The 22383-nt window shown below is 60.1% G+C and carries 22 protein-coding genes; 7 read left to right on the top strand and 15 right to left on the bottom strand.

The features are described 5' to 3' along the window. Nucleotides 1-71 precede the first annotated feature (71 nt). From ACIPSK_RS03745 to pcsA, 6 genes are read right to left on the bottom strand one after another with little or no spacing between them, the layout of a single operon-like run. Complete coding sequence (locus ACIPSK_RS03745) at nt 72-1148, bottom strand: BMP family ABC transporter substrate-binding protein (protein ID WP_162118624.1); 1077 nt, start codon at nt 1146-1148, stop codon at nt 72-74. Nucleotides 1149-1200: 52 nt separating this feature from the next. Further along, on the bottom strand, nt 1201-2121 hold the full coding sequence (locus ACIPSK_RS03740; RefSeq protein ID WP_162118625.1) for an ABC transporter permease: 921 nt from the start codon (nt 2119-2121) through the stop codon (nt 1201-1203). Next, a complete protein-coding gene (locus tag ACIPSK_RS03735; protein WP_162118626.1) occupies nt 2118-3203 on the bottom strand; it encodes an ABC transporter permease in 1086 nt (361 codons plus the stop codon). Before ACIPSK_RS03735 ends, ACIPSK_RS03740 begins: the two co-directional genes overlap by 4 nt. Further along, entirely contained in the window at nt 3193-4761 is a 1569-nt protein-coding gene (locus ACIPSK_RS03730; protein WP_162118627.1) for an ATP-binding cassette domain-containing protein, read from the bottom strand. Before ACIPSK_RS03730 ends, ACIPSK_RS03735 begins: the two co-directional genes overlap by 11 nt. Nucleotides 4762-4800: 39 nt before the next feature. Beyond that, nucleotides 4801-5781, bottom strand: a complete 981-nt coding sequence (locus tag ACIPSK_RS03725; protein WP_162118628.1) for a quinone oxidoreductase family protein — start codon at nt 5779-5781, stop codon at nt 4801-4803. A gap of 10 nt (nt 5782-5791) precedes the next feature. Continuing rightward, nucleotides 5792-6520: a phosphatidylcholine synthase gene (gene pcsA / locus ACIPSK_RS03720; RefSeq protein WP_162118629.1), complete on the bottom strand. Its 729-nt coding sequence runs from the start codon at nt 6518-6520 to the stop codon at nt 5792-5794. 356 nt (nt 6521-6876) lie between these two features. On the opposite strand from pcsA, the gene ACIPSK_RS03715 reads away from it, so the two are divergent. Beyond that, on the top strand, nt 6877-7689 hold the full coding sequence (locus ACIPSK_RS03715) for a ferredoxin--NADP reductase (protein WP_017964255.1): 813 nt from the start codon (nt 6877-6879) through the stop codon (nt 7687-7689). A gap of 50 nt (nt 7690-7739) precedes the next feature. Here ACIPSK_RS03715 and ACIPSK_RS03710 read toward each other — a convergent pair whose 3' ends face one another. Next, nucleotides 7740-8354 carry a GntR family transcriptional regulator gene (locus ACIPSK_RS03710; protein ID WP_162118630.1) on the bottom strand — a complete coding sequence of 205 codons (615 nt, stop codon included), beginning with the start codon at nt 8352-8354 and terminating at the stop codon, nt 7740-7742. Between the two features lie 251 nt (nt 8355-8605). On the opposite strand from ACIPSK_RS03710, the gene ACIPSK_RS03705 reads away from it, so the two are divergent. The 5 genes from ACIPSK_RS03705 to ACIPSK_RS03685 all read left to right on the top strand — a co-directional run bounded on the left by ACIPSK_RS03705 (nt 8606) and on the right by ACIPSK_RS03685 (nt 14485). Beyond that, a complete protein-coding gene (locus ACIPSK_RS03705) occupies nt 8606-9496 on the top strand; it encodes a LysR family transcriptional regulator (protein WP_162118631.1) in 891 nt (296 codons plus the stop codon). Nucleotides 9497-9722: 226 nt separating this feature from the next. Then, nucleotides 9723-10736 (top strand): amino acid ABC transporter substrate-binding protein, encoded by a 1014-nt coding sequence (locus ACIPSK_RS03700; protein ID WP_162118672.1) that lies wholly within the window; start codon nt 9723-9725, stop codon nt 10734-10736. A 50-nt stretch (nt 10737-10786) separates the two neighbouring features. Then, nucleotides 10787-11974 carry an amino acid ABC transporter permease gene (locus ACIPSK_RS03695; RefSeq protein WP_162118632.1) on the top strand — a complete coding sequence of 396 codons (1188 nt, stop codon included), beginning with the start codon at nt 10787-10789 and terminating at the stop codon, nt 11972-11974. Between the two features lies 1 nt (nt 11975). After that, nucleotides 11976-13115: an amino acid ABC transporter permease gene (locus tag ACIPSK_RS03690; protein WP_162118633.1), complete on the top strand. Its 1140-nt coding sequence runs from the start codon at nt 11976-11978 to the stop codon at nt 13113-13115. A gap of 143 nt (nt 13116-13258) precedes the next feature. Beyond that, entirely contained in the window at nt 13259-14485 is a 1227-nt protein-coding gene (locus ACIPSK_RS03685; protein WP_246709896.1) for a MalY/PatB family protein, read from the top strand. Nucleotides 14486-14500: 15 nt separating this feature from the next. Here the strand turns inward: ACIPSK_RS03685 and ACIPSK_RS03680 are convergent, their stop codons facing one another. The 5 genes from ACIPSK_RS03680 to ACIPSK_RS03660 form a co-directional block, all read right to left on the bottom strand. After that, on the bottom strand, nt 14501-15703 hold the full coding sequence (locus ACIPSK_RS03680) for an ABC transporter permease (RefSeq protein ID WP_162118635.1): 1203 nt from the start codon (nt 15701-15703) through the stop codon (nt 14501-14503). Beyond that, entirely contained in the window at nt 15693-16409 is a 717-nt protein-coding gene (locus ACIPSK_RS03675) for an ABC transporter ATP-binding protein (protein ID WP_162118636.1), read from the bottom strand. The genes ACIPSK_RS03680 and ACIPSK_RS03675 overlap by 11 nt, the downstream gene beginning before the upstream one ends. Before the next feature lie 12 nt (nt 16410-16421). Next, entirely contained in the window at nt 16422-17714 is a 1293-nt protein-coding gene (locus ACIPSK_RS03670; protein WP_162118637.1) for an efflux RND transporter periplasmic adaptor subunit, read from the bottom strand. 184 nt (nt 17715-17898) lie between these two features. After that, nucleotides 17899-18273: a GFA family protein gene (locus tag ACIPSK_RS03665; protein WP_162118638.1), complete on the bottom strand. Its 375-nt coding sequence runs from the start codon at nt 18271-18273 to the stop codon at nt 17899-17901. A 9-nt stretch (nt 18274-18282) separates the two neighbouring features. Further along, the gene (locus ACIPSK_RS03660) at nt 18283-18492 is read right to left on the bottom strand and encodes a hypothetical protein (protein WP_017964244.1); all 210 of its coding nucleotides are present in this window, start codon (nt 18490-18492) and stop codon (nt 18283-18285) included. Nucleotides 18493-18871: 379 nt separating this feature from the next. Between ACIPSK_RS03660 and ACIPSK_RS03655 the strand changes: the two genes are divergently transcribed. After that, complete coding sequence (locus ACIPSK_RS03655; RefSeq protein ID WP_017964243.1) at nt 18872-19054, top strand: hypothetical protein; 183 nt, start codon at nt 18872-18874, stop codon at nt 19052-19054. A 115-nt stretch (nt 19055-19169) separates the two neighbouring features. On the opposite strand, the gene ACIPSK_RS03650 is transcribed toward ACIPSK_RS03655, so the two are convergent. From ACIPSK_RS03650 to ACIPSK_RS03640, 3 genes are read right to left on the bottom strand one after another with little or no spacing between them, the layout of a single operon-like run. Next, a complete protein-coding gene (locus tag ACIPSK_RS03650; RefSeq protein ID WP_162118639.1) occupies nt 19170-20249 on the bottom strand; it encodes an ABC transporter ATP-binding protein in 1080 nt (359 codons plus the stop codon). 50 nt (nt 20250-20299) lie between these two features. Next, nucleotides 20300-21349, bottom strand: coding sequence for a carbohydrate ABC transporter permease (locus tag ACIPSK_RS03645; RefSeq protein WP_162118640.1), 1050 nt, complete (start codon nt 21347-21349; stop codon nt 20300-20302). Further along, on the bottom strand, nt 21346-22383 hold the full coding sequence (locus ACIPSK_RS03640; RefSeq protein WP_162118641.1) for a carbohydrate ABC transporter permease: 1038 nt from the start codon (nt 22381-22383) through the stop codon (nt 21346-21348). The genes ACIPSK_RS03645 and ACIPSK_RS03640 overlap by 4 nt, the downstream gene beginning before the upstream one ends.

Here is a 22383-nt window from a genome sequence, read left to right as displayed (position 1 = left end):
CTTGGGATGCATTGCAGCAAAAAAAGAGCGCCCACGAGGGCGCCCTTCGCATTTGCGAGATAGCTGCGGGATTATTTACCCGGCAGCTTATCGTCGACACCTTCAACGTAGAAGTTCATGCCGAGCAGGGTGCCGTCATCGGCCTTCTCGCCGGCCTTCAGCCAGGGCGTTCCGTCCTGCTTGTTGATCGGTCCGGTGAAGGGATGCAGTTCGCCTGATTTGATCTTGGCTTCGGTTTCCTCGGCCATCTTCTTCACGTCATCGGGCATGTTGGTATAGGGCGCCATCTTCAGGATGCCGTCCTTCAGGCCGTCCCAGCTCTGCTCGGACTTCCACGTGCCATCCAGAAGAGCGTGAACGCGCTTGGAGTAGTAGGCCCCCCAAGTGTCAACGATTGCCGTCAGTTGAGCCTTCGGGCCTGCTGCGATCATGTCGGACGCCTGGCCGAAGGCGTGGATGCCGCGTTCTTCGGCAACCTGCATCGGCGCGGTCGTGTCGGTGTGCTGCGTCAAGACGTCGACGCCCTGGTCGACCATCGCTTTGGCGGCGTCGGCTTCCTTGCCGGGGTCGAACCAGGTGTTGACCCAGATGACCTTCAGCTTGAAGCTCGGATCGACCGACTTGGCGCCCTGCTCGAAGGAGTTGATGCCCATGACGACTTCGGGAATCGGGAAGGACGCGATATAGGCTGCCCCGTGATTCTTCGAGGTTTTCGCGGCGATCTGGCCGAGGATGTAGCGGCCTTCATAGAAGCGCGAATTATAGGTCGCGAGGTTAGGGCCGGTCTTGTAACCGGTGCCATGTTCGAACTTGACCTTCGGGAACTTTGCGGCGACCTTCACCGTCGCATCCATGAAGCCGAAGGACGTGGTGAAGATCAGCTTGCAGCCGGAACGGGCAAGGCGCTCGATGGCGCGCTCGGCATCCGGGCCTTCCGGCACGTTTTCGAGATAAGGCGTATCGATCTTGTCGCCGAACTCGGCCTGGACCTGCTGGCGGCCGAGATCGTGGGCCTGCGAATAACCACCGTCGGTATGCGAACCGACATAGACGAAGCAGACCTTCGTCTTGTCCGCGCCGTGAGCGGCGGAAGAGATGCCGATCACGGCGGCAGCCGAGGCGGCAAGTGTGAATGCTAACTTCTTCATGGGAACCCCTGTTGGTTTGAAGTTATTGCGGAAACCCGTCTTTGTTGTTGCTTTATCGCTCCGGAACGAAGGCTTTTCCGAGCGACGCGGGCGTATTGATCAACGTCGTGCGGCGATTATGGGAAATGATGATGAGAACCACAATAGTCGCGGCGTAGGGCAGCATCGAAAGAAACTGCGAGGGAATGCCGAGACCGAAGGCCTGCGCGTGAAGCTGCAGGATGGTGACTGCGCCGAAGAGATAACCGCCGGCAAAGACCCGCCACGGCCGCCAGGAGGCGAAGACCACCAGGGCCAGCGTGATCCAGCCGCGGCCGGCCGACATGTTCTCGGCCCATTGCGGCGTGTAGACGAGCGAAAGCTGCGCGCCGGCAAGACCGGCGCAGGCGCCGCCGAACATCACCGCCAGATATCGCGTGCGGATGACATGAATGCCGAGTGCGTGGGCCGAACCGTGATTGTCGCCGATCGCCCTGAGCTTCAGCCCGGTCCGGCTGCGAAACAGAAACCAGCTGACGCCGACCACGAGCGCGATCGACAGGTAGAAGATCAGGTCCTGCCTGAAGAGAACATGGCCAACGACCGGAATATCCGACAGGACCGGAATGACGATCTCTCCCAGCCGGATACCGGGCATGCCGACATAGGCTTCGCCAAGCATGCCTGAGGCGCCGAGGCCGAGAAGGGTGAGCGCCAGACCGGTCGCCACCTGGTTCGCCACCAGGGTCAGCGTCAGGAAGGCAAACAGAAGAGAGAAAAGCGCGCCTGCCGCAATGCCGCAGACGATGCCTACATAGGGCGAGCCCGAGATCTGCGCGCCGGCAAAGGCGGCAACCGCGCCCATGATCATCATGCCCTCGACACCGAGATTGAGAACGCCGGAACGCTCGGCCACGAGTTCACCGAGTGCGGCGATGACGAGCGGCGTCGAGGCGGTGATGACAGTCAGCAGAATCGCTTCGAAGATGCTCATGCCACCCTGCCCCTTAGCCGCGACCAGACAATGCGGATTTTGTAATAGATCAGCGTATCGCAGGAGAGCACGAAGAAGAGCAGCAGGCCCTGGAAGACGCGGGTGACCTTGTCGGAAACGCCGAGCGAAAGCTGGGCCGCTTCGCCACCGAGATAGGTCAGCGCCAGCACCAGGCCTGATGCGATGATGCCGAGCGGATTGAGGCGGCCGAGGAAGGCGACGATGATGGCGGTGAAGCCGTAGCCCGGCGAGATCGCCGGCTGCAAATGGCCGATCGAGCCGGAGACCTCGGCTATCCCGGCAAGACCGGCAAGAGCGCCCGAGAAGAGAAAGCTGAACCAGATCATCTTCTTCGACGAAAAGCCGGCAAAGCGCCCTGCCCGCTCCGATTGACCGAGCACGACGATCTCGAAGCCTTTCAGCGTATAGCGCATCATGAACCAGACACCGATTGCGGCGATAATGGCGAAGATGAAGGCCCAATGGGCGCGGCCGGACTCTTCCCAGATCGCGGGCAGCACGGCCTCCGGTGCGAAATCACGGGAAACCGGAAAGTTGAAGCCCTTCGGATCGCGCCAGGCGCCGCGAATCAGCCAGTCGAGGAAGAGCTGGGCGATATAGACCAGCATCAGGGACGTCAGGATCTCGTTGGTGTTGAAATGCGCCTTCAGCAGCGCCGGAATGGCCGCGAAAAGTGCACCGCCAAGCGCGCCCAGTATCAGCATCAGCGGCAGCACGAGCGGCGAATGCCAGTCGTAGAAGACGATCGGTAGATAGGAGCCGGTGATGGCTCCGATGGTGAACTGGCCTTCGGCGCCGATATTCCAGTTGTTCGAGCGATAACAGACAGCCAGGCCTACGGCGATCAGGATCAGCGGCGCGGCCTTGATCGCCAGTTCGTGCAGCGACCAGACCTCGAGCAGCGGCTCTACGAAGAAGGCGTCGAGTGCGGCGACCGGGTCCTTGCCGAGCATGGCGAACATGATGGCGCCGAACACCAGCGTCAGGACAAGGGCCAAGAGCGGCGAGACGAAAGCGAAGAGCTTCGAGACGTCGGGGCGTTTTTCGAGTTCAATGCGCATGGGGCGCCTCCGGAGCAGAGCCGCTCTCGTGCAGGCCGCCCATCAGTAGGCCGATCCTTTCCCGTGTCAGTTCGCCCGCCGGGAACGGGCTGGAAAGGCGGCCTTCGCAGATGACGGCAATATCGGTCGCCACCTCGAAGATCTCGTCGAGATCCTGGCTGATGACGACGACGGCCGAACCAGCTCTTGCGAGATCGACAAGCGCTTGGCGGATGCGGCTTGCCGCCCCGGCATCGACGCCCCAGGTCGGCTGGTTGACGACGAGCACGGCAGGCTGGCGGTCGAGCTCGCGGCCGACGATGAACTTCTGCAGGTTGCCGCCTGATAAGGAGCCGGCGGCCGGGTCATCGCCGCTCTTGCGGACATCCATCGCCTCGGAAATGCGTCTTGCGGCGGATTTCACCGCAGCGTGGCGGATGATGCCGAGCAGGCCCAGAAATGCCTTGCGGTCCGACTGGCTGCGGGCAAGGACGAGATTGTCCGACAGTTTCATGGCGGAGATGGCGGCATGGCCATGGCGCTCCTCCGGCACGAAGCCGGCGCCGAGAAGACGGCGGGCGGTAATACCCTGATTGCCCACGTGCTTCTTGCGGATGACGATCGCCTCGGCCGAGGCGACCGGATATTCGCCCGACAGTGCGTCGAAAAGCTCGCTTTGCCCGTTGCCCGCGACACCTGATATGGCGAGGATCTCGCCGGAGCGCACCGCCATCGACACATCTCGCAGGGGCACGGCGAAGGGGGTGCGCGCGGCGACGGAAAGGTTGGCGACGGCAAGCAGGATCTCGCCCCTGTCGTTGCGCTCCGGATGCGTGACGGTCGCCACTTCGCTGCCGACCATCATGCGAGCGAGCGAGGCCGGCGTTTCCCGCTTCGGATCGCAGGCGCCGGTCACGCGGCCATGGCGCAGCACGGTGGCGCGATCGCAGATACGCTGCACTTCTTCCAAGCGGTGGCTGATATAAAGAACCGAACGTCCCTCGGCGCGCAGCTTGAACAGCGTCTCGAACAGCTTGTCGGCCTCCTGCGGCGTCAGCACCGAGGTCGGCTCGTCGAGGATGATGAGCTTCGGGTTCTGCAGCAGCGCACGGACGATCTCGATACGCTGGCGCTCGCCGACCGAGAGATCGGCGACATGGGCATGCGGATCGAGAGGCAGGCCGTAGGCCACCGACAGCGCTCTCGCCTCCTCGGCGATTTTGTCGATCGGGATGGCGTCATCGAGCGATAGGGCGATGTTTTCGGCAACCGTCAGCGCCTCAAACAGCGAGAAATGCTGGAAGACCATGCCGATGCCGAGCTTGCGGGCTTCCCCAGGCGACGTAATCGCCACCGGCTGGCCCTGCCAGAGGATATGCCCGTCCGTCGGCTCGAGAACGCCGAACAGCATCTTCACCAGGGTGGATTTGCCAGCACCATTTTCGCCGAGAAGCGCATGAATTTCGCCCGGCGCGATATCGAGATCGATTTCATTGCAGGCGGCAAAGCCACCGAAGAACTTCGTCAGCTTCTGAACCGATAATAACGCACCGGAATCCGGCACATTCAATGGCGACACGTTCCCCTCATTTCTTCTGCCAACCGGTCCGTTCGGATCTCATGGAATCAGCAGCGTCGTTCCTGTTGTTTTTCTTGTTTCCAGATCCGCGTGAGCCTGCCCAACGTCACGCAGCGGATAGGTTTGATTGATATTGATACGCACTTTGTTGCTTTGCACAATATCAAATAGCGCTTTCGCACTGTCGGTCAGCTCCTGGCGCGCGGCGATATAGGTAAAGAGCGTCGGCCGCGTCGCAAAGAGCGAGCCCCTCTGCGCCAACATCGCAAGGGTGAAATTCTCGATCGGGCCGGAGGATTGGCCGAAGGAGGCAAAAAGGCCGCGCGGCTTCAGACAATCGAGCGACTGTGGAAAAGTATCCCGTCCGATCGAATCGTAGACGACATCGACGCCCTTGCCGCCGGTGATCTCACGAACACGGTCGACGAAGCTGTCGCTCTTGTAGTTGATCACATGGTCGTAGCCATGGGCGAGCGCCAGCTCGATCTTGTCTTCAGAGCCTGCCGTGCCGATGACGGTGGCGCCGAGCGCCTTTGCCCACTGGCCGGCGATCAAGCCGACCCCGCCGGCAGCCGCATGGAACAGCAGCACCGTCTCAGGGCCGACCTTGAAGGTGCGGTTCAAGAGATATTCGGCGGTCATGCCCTTCAGCATCATCGCCGCCGCCGTTTTAAGTTCTATGCCGTCCGGCACATGCACCAGATGACGCGCCTCGATATTGCGTTCAGCGCTATAGGCACCGTCGGCGCTGGCATAGGCGACACGGTCGCCAACCTTGAAATCCTCGACGCCGGGGCCGACCGATGTCACGGTGCCGGCGCCCTCCTTGCCGGTGACGAAGGGCAGATGCGGGGTATTGTAGGTGCCGTTGCGGAAATAGACGTCGATGAAATTAAGCCCGACCGCCGCCTGTCTGATCTGCACTTCGCCCGCCGACGGCGGCGGAAGGTCGATCTCGACATAGTCGAAAACCTCCGGCCCGCCCGTCTTCGAAAATGAAACAGCCTGCGTTTTGGTCATCTTGCCTGTCCTATGCTTCGCGTCCAAGGGCGGGGAAGAATTGCAGCACCGCGCCGATGACGTAAAGATAGGCTCCGGTCACGATAAAGAGAATGAGCGCCCATTCGGGCGTGTCGAAATGCATCAGCAGCGAAAAAATGCCGAGCGCAGACCACAGGAAAAAGACGCCAAGATTGAGCGGGCGCAGCCTTTTGACCCGGATCGGGTGAAGGAAATTGATCGGCAGGAAGGTCAGCACCACCGAGACGATGACAACGGTAAGCGCCGTGGTGGCGCTGGCATCGATGACGAACAGCGTGAAGACGATCATGTTCCAGACGACGGGGAAGCCGGAGAAGAAATACTCATCCGTCTTCATGCCCATATCGGCATAGTAGATGGCGCTGGAGACGACGATCATGCCGGCGGCGGCGAAGGACCAGGGCTCGCCGATCATGCCGCTCTGATAGAGCGCGAAGGCCGGCAGAAGCACATAGGTGACGTAATCGATGATATTGTCGAGCGTATCGCCCGACCAGTTCGGCAGCACTTCCTTTACACGCACCTTGCGGGCGATCGGCCCGTCTATGCCGTCGACGAGAAGGGCGAGACCCAGCCACCAGAACATGTCAATGAAGCGGTGCTCGGCGGCGGCAACGACGCCGAGAAAGGCAAGGAAGGAGCCGGAGGCCGTCAGAATATGGACGGAAAAGGCGCGCATCTCCGCATAAGGAACACGCTTGTAGTTGAAAATCTTCATATTCCCCGACCGCCCTATCGCGCTCGCCCCGGCAAGCATCTTTTTTTCACCACCATCGCCGGACCCTGTTGCTGAATCGGGTTCGACGTCGTAGGTCTTTGTTGTCGCATCATTTTTGCCGAAAACCGGCATCCGTTTCCGGCGTGCTGCTCTAATATGCATCCTTTGCCGGGCTTCGCCAGCGGGAAATAAGACATTCTCCGCCCGCCTCCGGTCGGCCATTGAATCCTGACCATGACATGCATATTTCCCTTTAGAAGCGTCGCGTGGAATGGAATGCCTTTAATTCCGGCCGGATTTGTAATATCTCGCTCGCATTCGAAAGTTCATCCGACGAAACGGGATCCGCTACCGAAATGAACGCGCCTGCAAAGACCGAAGACTTCGCCTCGTCCATCCCCGCCGGCGTCTATGCCGAGACGGTGCTCGATGTCACGCACTATACCGACCGGCTCTTCCGCTTCACGATGACCCGGCCGCAGGGCTTCCGTTTCCGTTCCGGCGAATTCGCGATGATCGGCCTGATGGTCGAGGGCAAGCCGGTGTTCCGCGCCTATTCGATCGCCAGCCCCGCCTGGGCCGAAGAGCTTGAATTCTTCTCGATCAAGGTGCCGGACGGTCCGCTCACCTCCCATCTGCAGGCGATCAAGCCGGGCGACCAGGTGCTGATGCGCAAGAAGCCGACGGGCACGCTGGTGCTCGATGCGCTGACGCCCGGCCGTCGTCTCTACATGTTCTCGACGGGAACGGGCATTGCGCCTTTCGCCAGTCTGATCCGCGATCCCGAGACCTATGAGAAGTTCGAGGAAGTGATCCTCACCCATACGACGCGTGATGTCGCCGAGCTGAAATACGGCTTCGACCTTGTGCACGAGATCCAGAACGACGAGTTGCTGAAGGAAGTCGTCGGCGACAAGCTGCGCCACTATGCGACCGTCACGCGCGAGGATTTCGAATATCGCGGTCGCATCACCGATCTGATCTCTTCCGGCAAGCTGTTCACCGATCTCGGCGTGCCGCCGCTCGACCCGGCGATCGACCGCGGCATGATCTGCGGCTCCTCGGCCATGCTGAAGGACACCAAGGAACTGCTCGAGAAGGCCGGCCTCAATGAAGGCGCCAACAGCAAGCCCGCCGAATTCGTCATCGAGCGCGCTTTCGTCGGCTAAAGCATTTCTAACAATCTGATCTGTCAACGGCTCCGGAAACGGAGCCGTTTCTACGCGTGGCTGAGATAATCGATCAGCAGCGCCGTGGTAGCGCGCGCCTCATCCGGCCTGCCCTGATGGATGGCGCGAATGACGGCGACATGCAGCGCGATGGCACGATCCATGCGCTCCGGGTTTGCCTTGGAGTACCAGAGGCGACGCGAATGCGTCTGCACCGGGCCGAGCGCTGCCGTGATGAAGCCGTTCGGGCAGGCATCTTCGAGGACTTCGTCGAAGGTCTTGTCGGCGGCAAAGAAGCCGGCGAGATCGGCGCTGACAGCGCATTCCTCCATCGCGCGAGCGCAGTCGAGGAGGCGCGCGCGCTGCTCGTCGCTCGCATGTTCGGCGACGAGTCTTGCCGCGATCGGCTCCAACTCGCGGCGCACCTGCATGACATTGCGATGATCCTCAGGCGCGATCTCGGCCACCTGCAGCCCGACGCGCGGCTTGACCAGGATCAGCCCCTGCCAAGCGAGCTTTTGGATCGCCTCGCGCACCGGCGTACGCCCATGGCCCGCCATATCGATCAGCTGCTTCTCAGTGACCAGCGCGCCGGGCTTCAACGCCAGCGTCACGATCAGATGCTCCAGCGCCAGATAGGCAAGATGGCTCTGTGACGTCTGCATGCAAACAACTGCTCCCCCACTGATATATCAAATCCTGGCATGCTGGAAACCGCACGGCAAGCCGTACTGATAAATGAATGGAGGGTCTCAAGATTGAGTGCTCCGAGGAAGGGGAGTTCTTCGTGGCAGCGCGGATCGGCGGTCCGCGCCATTGAATCTCGAACAGAATTTGACCCTTGTCACCTTACGGTTGTCATGCGCCTGGCGAAATGCTTCGATGCTCCTCATGAACCGGTTTCATGGAGCTCGCAATGTCTCCCGACAACGTTGACCTTAATCTCCTGCGCGTCTTGGATGTGCTGATGCGGGAGAGGAGCGTTACGCGCGCTGCCGATCAATTGGGCCGGACCCAATCCGCGGTCAGTCACTCGCTCTCGAAGTTGCGCATCATATTTAAGGACGAGCTGTTCACACGCGACGGCGGATTGATGAGGCCCACGCCTCGCGCATTGGAGCTTATCGGGGACCTATCTGACTCTCTCGGAAAAATTCGCGGTTTGATTGGGCGGTACAATGTCTTCGACCCTGCAACGACAGAACGAAAGTTTCGCGTGGGGCTCACTGACTATCATGCGATGATCTTCATCCCGGGCCTTATTCGGGAATTCTCCAGACAGGCGCCATATGCGACCCTGAATGTCATACCCGCCAACCGGGCTGAAGCTGAAAGCGCAGACTACTTCCGACAAGTCGACTGCACTTTGACGGGCGCGAGTCTGAAGGACGACCCCAACCTGACTAAAACCGAGCTCGGACAGGACAGAATCCTGTGCGCTGTTTGGAGTGGTAGCCAGATCGCCAGGTCTCCATTAGGTTTGGAGCAGTATCTTTCGGCATCTCACCTTCAAATTTCCGCCGATGGTCTATCTGAGGGTTTGGCAGATGGTGCACTTAAAGAGCGTGGGCTTAGGCGAAAGGTCGTCGCAACCATTTCAAACTACTTAGTGATGCCGTTGGCGCTCAGGGGGACGGACCTGATCACGCATTGTGGCGACGGCATTTTTCAGATTCTTGACGAAGCAAACGAGATTTACACTTCTCTCGCCGCCCATACCCATTCCTTCCGTCAGCGCAAGTCTCGTGGTTCACCGGCAGATGGCTGCCGATCAGGGAATCCTTTGGCTGCGTCGCCTTATAACTGAACTGTATCACGCGGCCCAGATCAGCAAAAATGAAGCCATATTGGCAACCAACGTAATCGCGTGACGAGGAATGCCAACTAGGCAGTCAGTTTTGACGCATTCATCCGGATTCCAGTGCTCTGATATTGTATGAATTTCATTCATAAATTGGATGTCGACAATCAATTTGACAGATTGGCCTTCAGCCAGTCACCCTCTTTGGCAGAATTCAAAAGGGGATCCTCCAATGCGAAATTTAATCGCCAGTATTCTCGGCGCGGCAATTGCCGCTTCTGCATATCCCGTTTGGGCGGGAACCTTGGACGATGTCAAAGCAAAGGGCTTCCTCACATGCGGAACGAATCCGGCAACGGCGGGTTTCAGCGTTCCTGACAACGATGGGAAGTGGACAGGCTTCGTCGTCGACTACTGCCGCGCCGTGGCCGCTGGCGTTCTCGGCGATGCAACGAAGGTCAAGTTTATCCCGCTCAACGCCAAGGACCGGTTTACCGCGCTTCAATCCGGCGAGATCGACATCCTGGCTCATAATGCGACGTGGACGTCCTCGCGAGACACTTCCCTCGGCATCATCTTCGCTGGCACTTATTTTTATGATGGCCAGGGCTTCATGGTTCGCAAGTCGGAGAATATTCAGTCCGCCAAGGGTCTGGACGGCGCATCAATTTGCGTTTCGCAGGGGACTACCGCCGAATTGAATCTGGCCGACTATTTCCGCATCAACGGCATGACCTATAGTGCCGTCGGTTTTGCTGATGAAGAGGCTGTCATCAAGGCTTATGAGGAAGGGCGTTGTGACGTTTTCTCCGCAGACACTTCGAGCCTGAACGCTGCGCGTATCCGTATGGCGAAGCCCGACGAGAACGTCGTGCTCCCGGAAATCATTTCGAAGGAGCCGCTGGGGCCTGCCGTCCGCCAAGGTGACGACCAGTGGCTGAACATCGCCAAGTGGACTCTCAATGTCATGCTCGCCGCAGAAGAGTTCGGCATCACCTCGAAAAACGTCGACGAGATGAAAAATTCCGCCGATCCGAATATACGCCGCCTCCTGGGCGTCGAAGGAAGCTTGGGCAAAGACGTCGGGCTCGGAGAGACCTGGTCTCAGGACATCATCAAGCAGGTTGGCAATTATTCCGACGTTTTCGAGCGTTCGATCGGCAAGGAATCTCCCTTGAAGATAGAACGTGGTGTGAATGCGCTCTGGAATGCCGGCGGCCTTCAATACGCACCTCCCATCCGTTGATACGAGGCCGCCAGGAGAATCGGCGGCCTCTTCCTAGTTGGGAGGAACCAATGGTTGACATTTCTCTGCCTATGCATGTGCGTAGCACCTTCTCGATCTATGACAAAAAGCTTCGCGGGATCGTCTATCAAGCTGCTTTGGCTGTAAGCTTGGCTGTGGTGCTCGCGGCGGTTACAACCCAAACTGTTTCGAACATGAAACGGCGCGGCATTCCTCTTAGCTTCGACTTCTGGAAACAGACTGCAGGCTTCCAGATCAATCAGACGCTGATCCCCTACGACACCCTGTCCACCTATGGACAGGCATTTTGGGTTGGCGTGGCAAACACACTCCTGGTCAGCGTAGTGGGAATCGTACTTGCCACAATCATTGGTTTCCTGATCGGCATTTCACGCCTTTCCAAAAACTGGATAGCCGCCAAGGTCGCGACCTCCTATGTCGAAGTCATTCGAAATATCCCGCTGCTGCTTCAGCTTCTGTTCTGGTACAACGCAGTCCTGAAGCCGCTGCCTGCGCCAAAGGCATCGATCTCCCTTCCCGGGGGAATCTACCTCAACAATCGTGGGATCATAATGCCTACGGTTGAGCTTCAGGCGGGCGCCGGCTGGGTAGGTGTGGCAATCGTCGCCGGGGTGGCTGTCGCGATTGCGTTCGGAGCCTACGCGCTGACGCTCCAGAAGCGAACAGGCAAGCAGCTTCCGGTCCTCCTTGTCACGATACTCGCTCTCGTCGGGCCGCCACTGCTTGCTTGTGTGGCCGTGGGCAGCCCCTGGACCTTCACCTATCCGGAGCTGAGGGGTTTCAACTTCCGTGGGGGCCAGCAGATCTACCCTGAGTTCGCGGCCCTGCTCATCGGCCTTTCTGTCTACACGGCGTCATTTATCGCGGAAATCGTTCGCGGTGGCATTCAAGCCGTTTCCAAAGGACAGACAGAAGCGGCCCACGCGCTCGGTCTCCCACAGGGCAAAACATTGCGACTGATTGTCATCCCGCAGGCTTTGCGGATCATCATCCCGCCTTTGACCAGTCAATATCTGAACTTGATCAAAAACTCGTCGCTTGCCGTTTTCATTGGTTATCCCGATCTCGTTCAGGTCTTTGCCGGCTCCGTACTCAACCAAACGGGGGCGGCGGTGCAGGTGATGGCCATAACGCTCGGGGTCTATCTCGTCATCTCCTTGAGCACATCGGCCGCCATGAACGGCTTCAACCAACGTTTTGCGCTCGTGGAGCGATAAGATGAATGAAACTCTTCATGTGCCGGCTGCATATCGATATGAATACATTCCTGCTGTCGCTCCGCCGCCCGGAATCCAGCCCGGCACTATGACTTGGGCACAGAAGAACCTGTTCTCCAGTCCCTTCTCATGCCTTTTAACCGTGTGTTTCACCGGGCTGGCGGTTTGGCTCGTTTGGCAATTCCTGAGCTTTGCCTTGATAAATGCCGTGTGGAGCGGTGACAGCGAAACCTGCCGTGCCAATCCAGACGGCGCATGCTGGTCGTTTGTCGCCGCTAAACTGAACTATCTACGGTACGGCGCATATCCGGCAACCGAGCGCTGGCGGGTCGACGTAACGCAGCTGATTGGTGCTGCCTTGGTCGGGTGGCTCCTATGGCGGAGCGCCCCATGTCGCAACATCGCAGCACTGCTGTTCTTCGGAATTTATCCCATTGTGGCGTTTGCGCTGCTTCGTGGTGTGGAAACGATTGGTCTGCCGGTCATAGACACAACGCTATGGGGCGGAATGATGATCACGCTCTTGATGTCCGTTGTAGGGATCGTGTTTTCGCTGCCGCTTGGGATCATCCTCGCACTCGGCAGACGTTCTGAGCTTCCAATCGTCAAGGCCGTCTGTGTCTTCTATATCGAGATTGTCCGAGGCGTACCCTTTATCACCGTGCTCTTCATGGCGAACTTCATGATGCCTCTGTTTGTGCCTGAGGCACTAACGCCCGATAGACTTTTGCGCCCAATGATTGGCACTGCCCTCTTCTCGGCGGCTTACATGGCGGAAGTAATTCGTGCCGGGCTGCAGGCTATCCCCAACGGCCAATATGAAGGGGCTCAGGCCCTGGGCGTCGGGTACTTCACGAGCATGAGGCTCGTCATCCTGCCTCAAGCGCTCGCGATCGTCATTCCCGGCATTGTTTCGACGTTCATTGGACTTTTCAAGGACACGACGCTCGTCGCGATCGTCGGCATAGCAGACTTTCTGCGAGCAGTCGAAACCGCCCGTATCGATCCGAACTGGGCGGGACCGACTATCTCGTCAACCGGTTATCTTTTTGCGGCGGTTATCTACTGGATCTTCTGTTTCGGGATGTCTCGCTATTCCATGTCCGTGGAAAGTCATCTCGCGCGCGCTCACAAATCATAGGAAGTGCGGATGTTGAACAATCCGAAGTAAACGCCGCTGGCGACATCACAGCCGCCGCCGGGCAGTTCCTGCGACAAATCCTGAGGTGATTGTCCCGCTCTTTCAATGCGCGGCTTGCGCACACAAATACTAGGACTCAAACGATGACACAGTCCCATGCACCGGCGACCAGGAAACTGGGCGCCGAGGAGACGAATTTTGACGTTATTCATGACCGCAGCCAATTCGGTTCGGCGAAATGGGCCAATCAGTGGGACGAATTCTCTCCCCGCGTCCAGGGCGACGGATTGATATCGCTCTGGACGGCCGACATGGATTTTCGTGCGCCGGAACCGGTGATTGCACGCCTGCGCGAGGCCGTTGATCACGGCATCTATGGCTATACCAAGCGCGATCCGCACCATTACGAAATCATAAAGTCCTGGTTCAAGCGCCGCCACGGCTGGAATGTGGATGTCGAGACGCTGCTTCCTGCTCCGGCAATCATGCCCTCCGTCGCAGCTATCTTGCGGACCTTTACCCAAGCTGGTGACGGCGTCATCGTCCAGGCACCAGTCTATTCTCCATATTTCCAAGTCGTCCGCGAGAATGGCAGGAAGCTCCTGATCAACCGCCTGAGACTTGCGAACGGTGCCTACGAGCTCGATCTGGAGGATTTCGAACGGCAAGCTGCGAACGGCGCCCGCGCGTTTTTATTGTGCAATCCGCACAACCCTGCCGGAAAGGCCTGGACACGTGAGGAGCTGAAGAGCCTTGACGCCATATGTGAGCACTACGGCATCCTGGTCATCTCCGACGACATTCACTGCGACATTCGACTAAGCGATCGTCCTCATATCGTATTCTCCTCTCTCGGTGACGCCGCGGCGGCAAAATCCTTCATCTGCACAGCACCGACCAAGACATTTAATTTGGCCGGTGTACCTGCGGCTACAGTTTCCGTCGCTGACCGGAAACGTCGCGAGGAGCTGTTCCAGGTCATGCAAGCATCGTTCATGCTGAACGCTCATTATTTCGGACGGCTGGCTCTTGAAGTCGCATATAGCTCGGGCGATCAATGGCTCGACAGCCTTACACCTTATGTTCGCGAGAACGTCGATCTCGTCTCGTGCGTAGCGGGCAACAATCTTCCGGGTATCACACCGATGCGACCCGACGCGTCATATCTGGTCTGGCTCGACGCGCGAGAGTTGGACGAAAAGGTGGAAGGAATCCATCGATTCTTCGTCGAACGGGCCGGGGTCAACCTCTACGATGGGCGCGTCTATGGGCCGGGTGGAGAAGGATTCATCCGCCTAAACGTCGGTTGTCCGCGCTCAGTCCTCAAGGAAGCGCTCGGGCGCATGGCACGCGCCCTCGCAGCGCTATAGCGCTTGCGGCGTCTCTTACTCGTGCCGCAGCGCCTCGATGGGGTTCAACTGCGCTGCCCTTCTCGCCGGGAAATAGCCGAAGATCATGCCGATCGCCGCGGAGAAGAGGAACGCGACGGCGACCATCAGGGGGCTGAAGACGAAGGGCACTTTCAGCAGCGTCACAGCGCCGAAGCCGAGGCTCAAGCCCAGCACGATGCCCGTGACCCCGCCGAACAGCGACAGTGCCACCGCCTCGACCAGGAACTGGGTGAGCACCTGGTTTTCGAGCGCGCCGATCGCCAGGCGGATGCCGATCTCGCGGGTGCGCTCGGTGACGGAGACCAGCATGATGTTCATGATGCCGATACCGCCGACGAGCAGGCTGATCGCAGCGACGGCGCCGAGCAGGCCGGTCAGCAGCGTCGTCGTGCCGGTCATCGCCTCGGCGATCTGGGTCATGTCGTTGACGTTGAAATCGTCTTGGCGGCCGGGCACGATCTTGCGGCGTTCGCGCAGGAGATTTTCGACATCGGACTGCACCTTGGCTGTGGAGACGCCGTCGCGCGCCGAGATGATGATCTGCGGCACGTTGCTGTTACCGCTGATGCGCCGCTGGAACACCTTGACCGGCATGATGACGACATCGTCCTGGTCGTTGCCCATGCCGGACTGGCCGCGCTTGGCAAGCACGCCGATGACGGGGCACGAGACCTTGCCGACGCGGATCTGCTGGCCTGTGGGATCGGCGCTGCCGAAGAGCTGCGAGCGCACCGTCTCGCCGATGATGCAGCGCGCCTGGCCGCGTTCCTCGGCAGGGGTGAAATTGCGTCCGAGCGCCAGGTTCCAGTCCTGCGCGATGAAATAATCATTGGTGGTGCCGGAGACGCTTGTGGAATGATTTTGACCGCCGAAAATCACGGTCGCGGTGGACTGGTTGAGCGGCGCCACGGCCCTGAGGCCGGTGATCTGGTCGCTGATCGCCGCGACGTCCTTGATGCTGAAGCGCTTGGCCTCGGAACTCGCCCGGCCGGGGCCGAACTGGCCGGGACGGACGAACAGCATGTTGGTGCCGAGTCGCGACAGCTCGGTCGAGACTTGCGCGGTCGTGCCGTTGCCGATCGTCACCAGCGCGATGACGGCGGCAACGCCGATGACGACGCCGAGCACAGTCAGGAACGAGCGCAGCATGTTGCGGCTGATGGCCCGCAGCGCCAGCTTCAGCGTCTCAAAGAACATGATCCGCCCTCCTCCGATGCTCGACCTCAGTCTCCAGCTTGCCGTCGACGAAGCGCAACAGCCGCTGCGCATAAGCGGCAATATCGGGCTCGTGGGTGACCATGACGATGGTGATGCCTTGCTCGCGGTTCAGCCGTGTCATCAGATCCATGATTTCGACGCTGGTTTTCGTGTCGAGATTGCCGGTGGGCTCATCGGCCAAGAGTAGCGCCGGCTCGGTGACGATGGCGCGGGCAATGGCGACGCGCTGCTGCTGGCCGCCTGACAGCTCCTGCGTCTTGTGATGTTCGCGACCGGACAGCCCGACCAGCGCCAGGGCTTCGCGGGCCCTTTCGCGCCGCTCGCGCACCGCCATGCCGCGATAGATCAGCGGCAGTTCGACATTCTCGACGGCCGAGGTGCGCGACAGGAGGTTGAAGCCTTGGAAGACGAAGCCGAGCATGTAGCGGCGCAGCAGCGTCAACTGGCTGCGGTCGAAGCCGCTGGTCGGAATGCCCTCGAAGATATAGTCGCCGGCGCTCGGCACGTCGAGACAGCCGAGAATGTTCATCGCCGTCGACTTGCCGGAGCCTGATGGGCCCATGATCGCGACGAATTCATGGGCGTTGATCGCGAGATCGACGTGGTCGAGCGCGCGGATCGCCGCCTCGCCCTCGCCATAGACTTTCGAGACCTGTCTGAATTCGATGAGCGGCGGGCTTGCCATCCGTTTCTCCGCCTAGTTCGCACGCGCCGTGGCGTCGATCACCAAAGCGTCGTCTTGCTTGATGTCGCCGGAGACGACCTGAGTGAACTGGCCGTCGGATGAGCCGACCTGGATGACAACAGGCACCGGGCGGCCGTTGCGCAGCACCCAGACGCGGCGCTGCGTGCCCGTCAGCGCCGAACCGGCATTGTTGTTCCGCTGGCGCGGCGGGCCGAAGATACCGAAAATGCCGCGGCCGCGCCTTTCCGCCTGCGCAGGCGCATAGCGTAGCGCGGCGTTCGGCACCATCAGAGTATCCTTGACAGCCTCGACGGTGACGTCTGCCGTCGCCGTCATGCCGGGACGCAGCAGCAGGTCGGCATTGTCGACCGACAGGACCGCCTTATAGGTCACGACATTGTTGACCACTTCGGAGGCGAAGCGGATCTGCTCGATCTCGGCGGGAAATGTCCGATCGGGATAGGCGTCGACGGTGAACTTCGCCTTCTGGCCGACGGCGATCTGGCCGACATCGGCCTCGTCGACATCCACCTGCAGTTCCATCTTCTTCAGGTCGCCGGCGATGGTGAAAAGGATCGGTGCCGAAAGCGAGGCTGCGACCGTGGCGCCCGGATTGACGGAGCGGGTGAGGATGACGCCGTCGATCGGCGAGATGATCTTCGCCTTGGCGAGATTGACTTCGGCAAGCTGCAGGTCGGCCTCCGAGGCGAGGACCTCGGCCTCGTTGATCTGTTTGGCGGCGACGGCGGAATCATATTTGTAGCTGGCATCATCGAGGCTCTGCTGGGTGGAGACGTTGCTCCTGACCAGGCTCTTCAACCGCTCGAGCGAGGTGCTTGCCGATTGCATATCGGCATCGGCCTTGACGACGTTCGCCTTGGCCGAATTGAGCTTGGCGCGCGAGCTCTTCACATCTGCCTCGAGCTTGTTCGTATCGAGAAGGGCGAGCACTTCGCCTGACTTGACCGTGCTGTTGTAGTCGACGTTGACGTCGCGGACCGTGCCGGACAGCTCGCTCGATATATCCACCTGCTCGGTCGGCTGCACGGAACCGGTGGCGGTGACAAGCACCGTCAGATCGCCGCGTCTTGCCGGCTGAGTAGCATAGTTCACTTCGCTTTGCCCGCGGCCCACATAGAAATAGGCAGCAACTGCTGCGGCAGCGATGAGGATCAGCAGGATGATCAGGCGTTCGCGCCAGCGGCTGCGCTTGCCTTGCCGTCCCGATGCGGCAAGGACCGCTGCGAGATCGGACGCTGCGCCTGTCTTTGCTCCGGTCTCGCTGCCGCTTACGATTTTGTTCATGTCGTCCTCGATCCGTCAGTGACCGCTTGCGGCCTCTGCGGCGAAATAATCATAGCGCAGATGAACCGGCGATTAGCGTTGCCGCCGAACTGGCACGGAATTGCAGATGGGTGAAATGAAATATTGGTAAGGAAAGTCAAGTTTCGGTGCGTTTGATCTCGATGGCGACGCGCTTTAGCGCCCGTCAGTTCGCATCCTCGGCAAATTGCCCCGCGCCGGGCAAGGGATGCAGCCACAGTTCGCGCCGCTTGATCCAGACTTCATAGCCAGGCGCAAGATCCGTCGGCGGGCTGTCAAGCGAGCCCAGACGGACTTCCGCCTCGTCATCCCTAAGGCAGAAAAGCCTGCTGCCGCAGACGGGGCAGAAGCTGCGGCCGGAGAAAGTGGCGACCCCGCCGCTGTGGGAGAAAGCCTGGCGCGGCCAGACCGCGAAGAAGGTGAAGGCGGAGCCGCTCGATTTGCGGCAATCGGCGCAGTGGCAAAGGCCCGTGCGAAGCGGTTCGCCTTCCACCCTGTAGGCCACCGCCCCGCAAAGGCAGCTTCCGGTTCGGATCTTCATGTCGGACCGTCAGGCGTCGAGATTGGTCGGCAGGCCCGGCGGGCGCCGCTTTGCCGCCATCAACAGGTCGAGTTCGGTAGCCGACGGGCCGAACTTGTCGTAGAGGCGCCTTGCCTCCTTGTCATCCAACCGGTATTTCCTGGCAAATTCGCCGATGCTGTAGGGGCGGCCACGCAACACTCTGCGCGCCGGGGTCGCCGTATTCGGTGCGTCGGTCATGGTTTTCTCCTTTCGTCACGTCCCTTTTAAGGTAGAGCGAGCTGTCGATTTGAAAAGAGCCGGCGAGCCGCATCGAAGCTTCCGGCGCGGGTGGATGCGGTTGTTTTCCTGGAACCTTTTCGCCGATATGCGCATTTTCAAATCGAGGTTGCGGGCCGCGCCAAGCGGACGCGGCGGTGCTGGAGAACATCGGGATTTTTCCGCTTTCTCCCGATGGCCAACGAAATGGCAGGCGAGCTCCCTGCCCGCCCGGCCTGCGTCCTCGCTCCTCGGCTCGAGCTGCGATCACGAAATGTTAAAATGCGGAACGCATGTACCAGAGCGAGGTTGTCCACCCGAGGTCGACGTGGCCTCAGTTCAAAATCCAAGGAGAAACCAAATGGCAAACCAAGGTGGAACCCACGAACAGCACGTCAAGGCTGGACAGCAGAGTCACAAGAATGACTCCAATACCCGCAGCGCCTCTTCAAGCGGCCGCGACGCGCAGTCCAGCGGAACCCGCGGCGGCAGCCATGAGCAGCATGTAAAGGCTGGTCAACAAAGCCATAAGAACAGCCAATAACGTTGTGCTGATATGAAATTCGGCCCGCGCTGCGGCGCGGGCCTTTGTTTGTCCGGCTCATTGTTCCACGCATGTCGTTATCGCATAACCGCTGCACACTTTTGCGCGCCATGCTTTAGGATAAACGCCTGCCGTCCTCGCCGAAGAGGTGGAGTACCTCGGGGTCGAGATGCAGCGGCAGGCTGTCGCCCGATTTCATCCGCTGCTGGCCGGCAAAGACCGCAATCAACTTTTTCCCGCCTGCGTCGGCGTGGACGACGGTCTCCGAGCCCAGTTCCTCGACAAGAGTGACGCTTGTATCCAGCCTGCTTGCTGAGGCCGCATCGGCAAGGGTGATATGCTGCGGGCGGATGCCGATGCTGACCCTTTCGCCCGCCGGGCGTGCCTCCTTGGCAATGACGGAAAGTCGATGGCCGCCGACGGTTTCGACCTCGGCCAAACCGTCCTCGTGACCGACAACCGCGCCTTCGAGGAAATTCATGTGCGGCGCGCCGATGAAGCCGGCGACGAAGCGGTTGGCCGGCCTATTGTACAGTTCCAGCGGTGTTCCTACCTGCTCGATCTTGCCGCTTCTCAACACGACGATGCGGTCGGCCAGCGTCATTGCCTCGACCTGATCATGGGTGACGTAGATCATCGTCGCCTTCAGGCGGGCGTGAAGGGCGGCCAGCTCAGCGCGCATGCTGACCCTGAGTTCGGCGTCGAGATTGGACAACGGCTCGTCGAGCAGGAAGGCATCCGGCCGCCGCACGATGGCACGGCCGATGGCGACGCGCTGGCGCTGGCCGCCGGAGAGCTGGCCCGGGCGGCGCTGCAGGAAAGGCTCGATCTCCAGCATGCGCGCGGCGTCGGTAATACGCGCTTCGATCTCGGCCTTGGCCACCTTGGTATTCTCCAGACCGAAGGCAAGATTTTCCCGGACACTCATATGCGGATAGAGGGCATAGGACTGGAAGACCATGGCCAAGCCGCGATCGGCGGCGCTGATAGCGGTAACATCCTTGCCGTCGATGGCGATGCTGCCACCTGTGGGCTTGTCGAGGCCGGCGATCAGGCGCAGCAGCGTCGATTTCCCGCAACCGGAGGGGCCGACGAAAGCGACGAACTCGCCGTCGTTGACCTGAAGCGAGACATCGCGAATGACCTCGACGGCGCCGAAATTCTTGACGATGTTCCTGAGCTCGAGCCCGCTCATGCATTCTCCTGTTTCATATGGAAGCTGGCCTCTTTCAAATTATAGCTGGCCTATTTGAGCCCCGAGCCGGCAATGCCGGTGGTGATGAAGCGCTGCAGGAAGACGAAAATCAGCACGACCGGGATCATCGAGACGACGGTCATGGCGAGGATATAGTGCCATTGCACGTTGAGTTCGCCGGCATAGACATTGAGGCCGACCTGCAGCGTATAGAGTTCCTTGCGCGAGAGCACGATCAGCGGCCAGAGGAAGTCGTTCCAGCGCCAGACCACCGAGAAGATCGCCAGCACGGCGAGAGCCGGCGCCGACAGCGGCAGGATGATGCGCCAGTAGATCTGCCATTCGCTGGCCTTGTCCATGCGCGCAGCGTCGAGCAATTCGTCGGGGATGGTCAGCATGTATTGCCTGAGCAGGAAGACGCCCGTCGGGGTGGCGACTGTCGGCAGGATGACGCCCCAGAGGCTGTCGAAGAGGTTCAGCGTGCCGATGACGGAATAGAGCGGTACGACGATGACCGAGAGTGGCACCATCAGCGTCGCCAGGATCATCAGCATGACGGCGGTGCGGCCGGGGAACTGGTATTTCGACAGCGCGAAGGCGGCCATGGAATTGACGAGCAGCGTAATCGCCGTCGCCATGACGGTGACGAAGACGGAGTTGCGCAGGAACAGGAAGAAATCGAAGCGCTGGAAAGGTTCGGTGTAGTTGCCGCCGGCGAATTCGACCTCACGGACTGGCGTGCGGTCCTTGATGTTGACCTTGACGATTTCACCCGGCTGTTTCGGATCGACCATCTGCCCCATGATGCCGATGCGGCGCACTTCGGCGAACACACGCGTGCTGCCATCCGGCATTGCGACATTATAGAGCGGCAACGGCTTGTCGTAGCCCGGCACCACCGCCTGTTCGGTGACGTAGGGCAGGAAGGACGGCGGGAACTCGGCAAGGGCGGCCGGCGTCTTGAAGGAAGAGAAGACCAGCCAGACGGCCGGGCCGAACATCAGGAAGACACCTGAGACTAGCCAGATCCAGGTGACGACATCGGTCCAATGCCAGCCTCGGCCGCGGCGGCGGAGCAGAAATGCAGAGACAGCGCTCATTGGCGTGCTCCCTTCTTCTCGTTGCGGCTACTGACGCTGAGCTGAACCAGCGTCAGGATGACGAGCACAATGCCCATCAGGATCGAGGCGGCAGAAGCCAGTCCCGGATTGCGCAGCGAACTCGCAAAGCCGGTCTCGTAGATATATTGCGTGATGTACATGGTGCTGGTGCCCGGCCCGCCGCCGGTCAACACGAAGACCTCGTCGAAGATCTGCACGGCGCGGATCAGCGCCAGCACCAGGACGACGATGAGGTTCGGCATCAGCAGCGGCAGGGTGATCCGCCGGAAGATGCGGGTGGGGCTCGCCTTATCCATTGCCGCCGCTTCGTAGAGGTCCCGCGGGATTGCCTGCAGGCCGGCAAGCAGGATCAGCGCATAAAAACCCATATGCGCCCAGACCGAGACGAAGACGGCGAAGAAGAACGCCCAGAAACGATCGCTGAGCCAGGAGAAGGGTTCGAAGCCGAAGGGGCTCAACGCATAGTTCAATAGGCCCTCGCGCTGCAGGATCCATTTCCAGATCAGGCCGACGACGACGGGCGACAGCAGCACCGGGAAGAAGAAGACGGCGCGCCAGAAGCCGCGATTGGAAAGCTCGCGGTTGAGAATCAAAGCGGTGGCGAGCGCCGCAATCAGCATCGCTGTCACCTGGAAAACGACGAAGACGGCGGTGTTGCGCACGGCCGCCCAGAAAGTGTCGGCCGCGCAGGTCGAGGGATCGAGATACGAGCGGCAATCGAAGAGAATGCGGTAATGGTCGGCGCCGACATAGGTCCTGTTCGGCAGGAAGATGGCGCTGCCGCTCGTCGTCGAATAGATGAAGTTGATGACCAGCGGCAAGAGCACGAAAACAGAAAAGATCAGCATGTTGGGCGCCAAAAAGACGCCCGCCATGCCATTCAGCCCCGTCAGCTTCTGCCAGGCGCGCATGGGAATGTCGATGAGCCCCAAGACCAGCCGAACAGGCGCCGAGAGTGCCTGCTGTAGACCGGTTTTCACCGGTGATTCGGAAGAAACCGTCTTCGCCGTCAT

The sequence above is a fragment of the Rhizobium sp. LARHSG275 genome (assembly GCF_052871115.1).
This window is presented reverse-complemented; position numbering and strand designations above follow the sequence as displayed.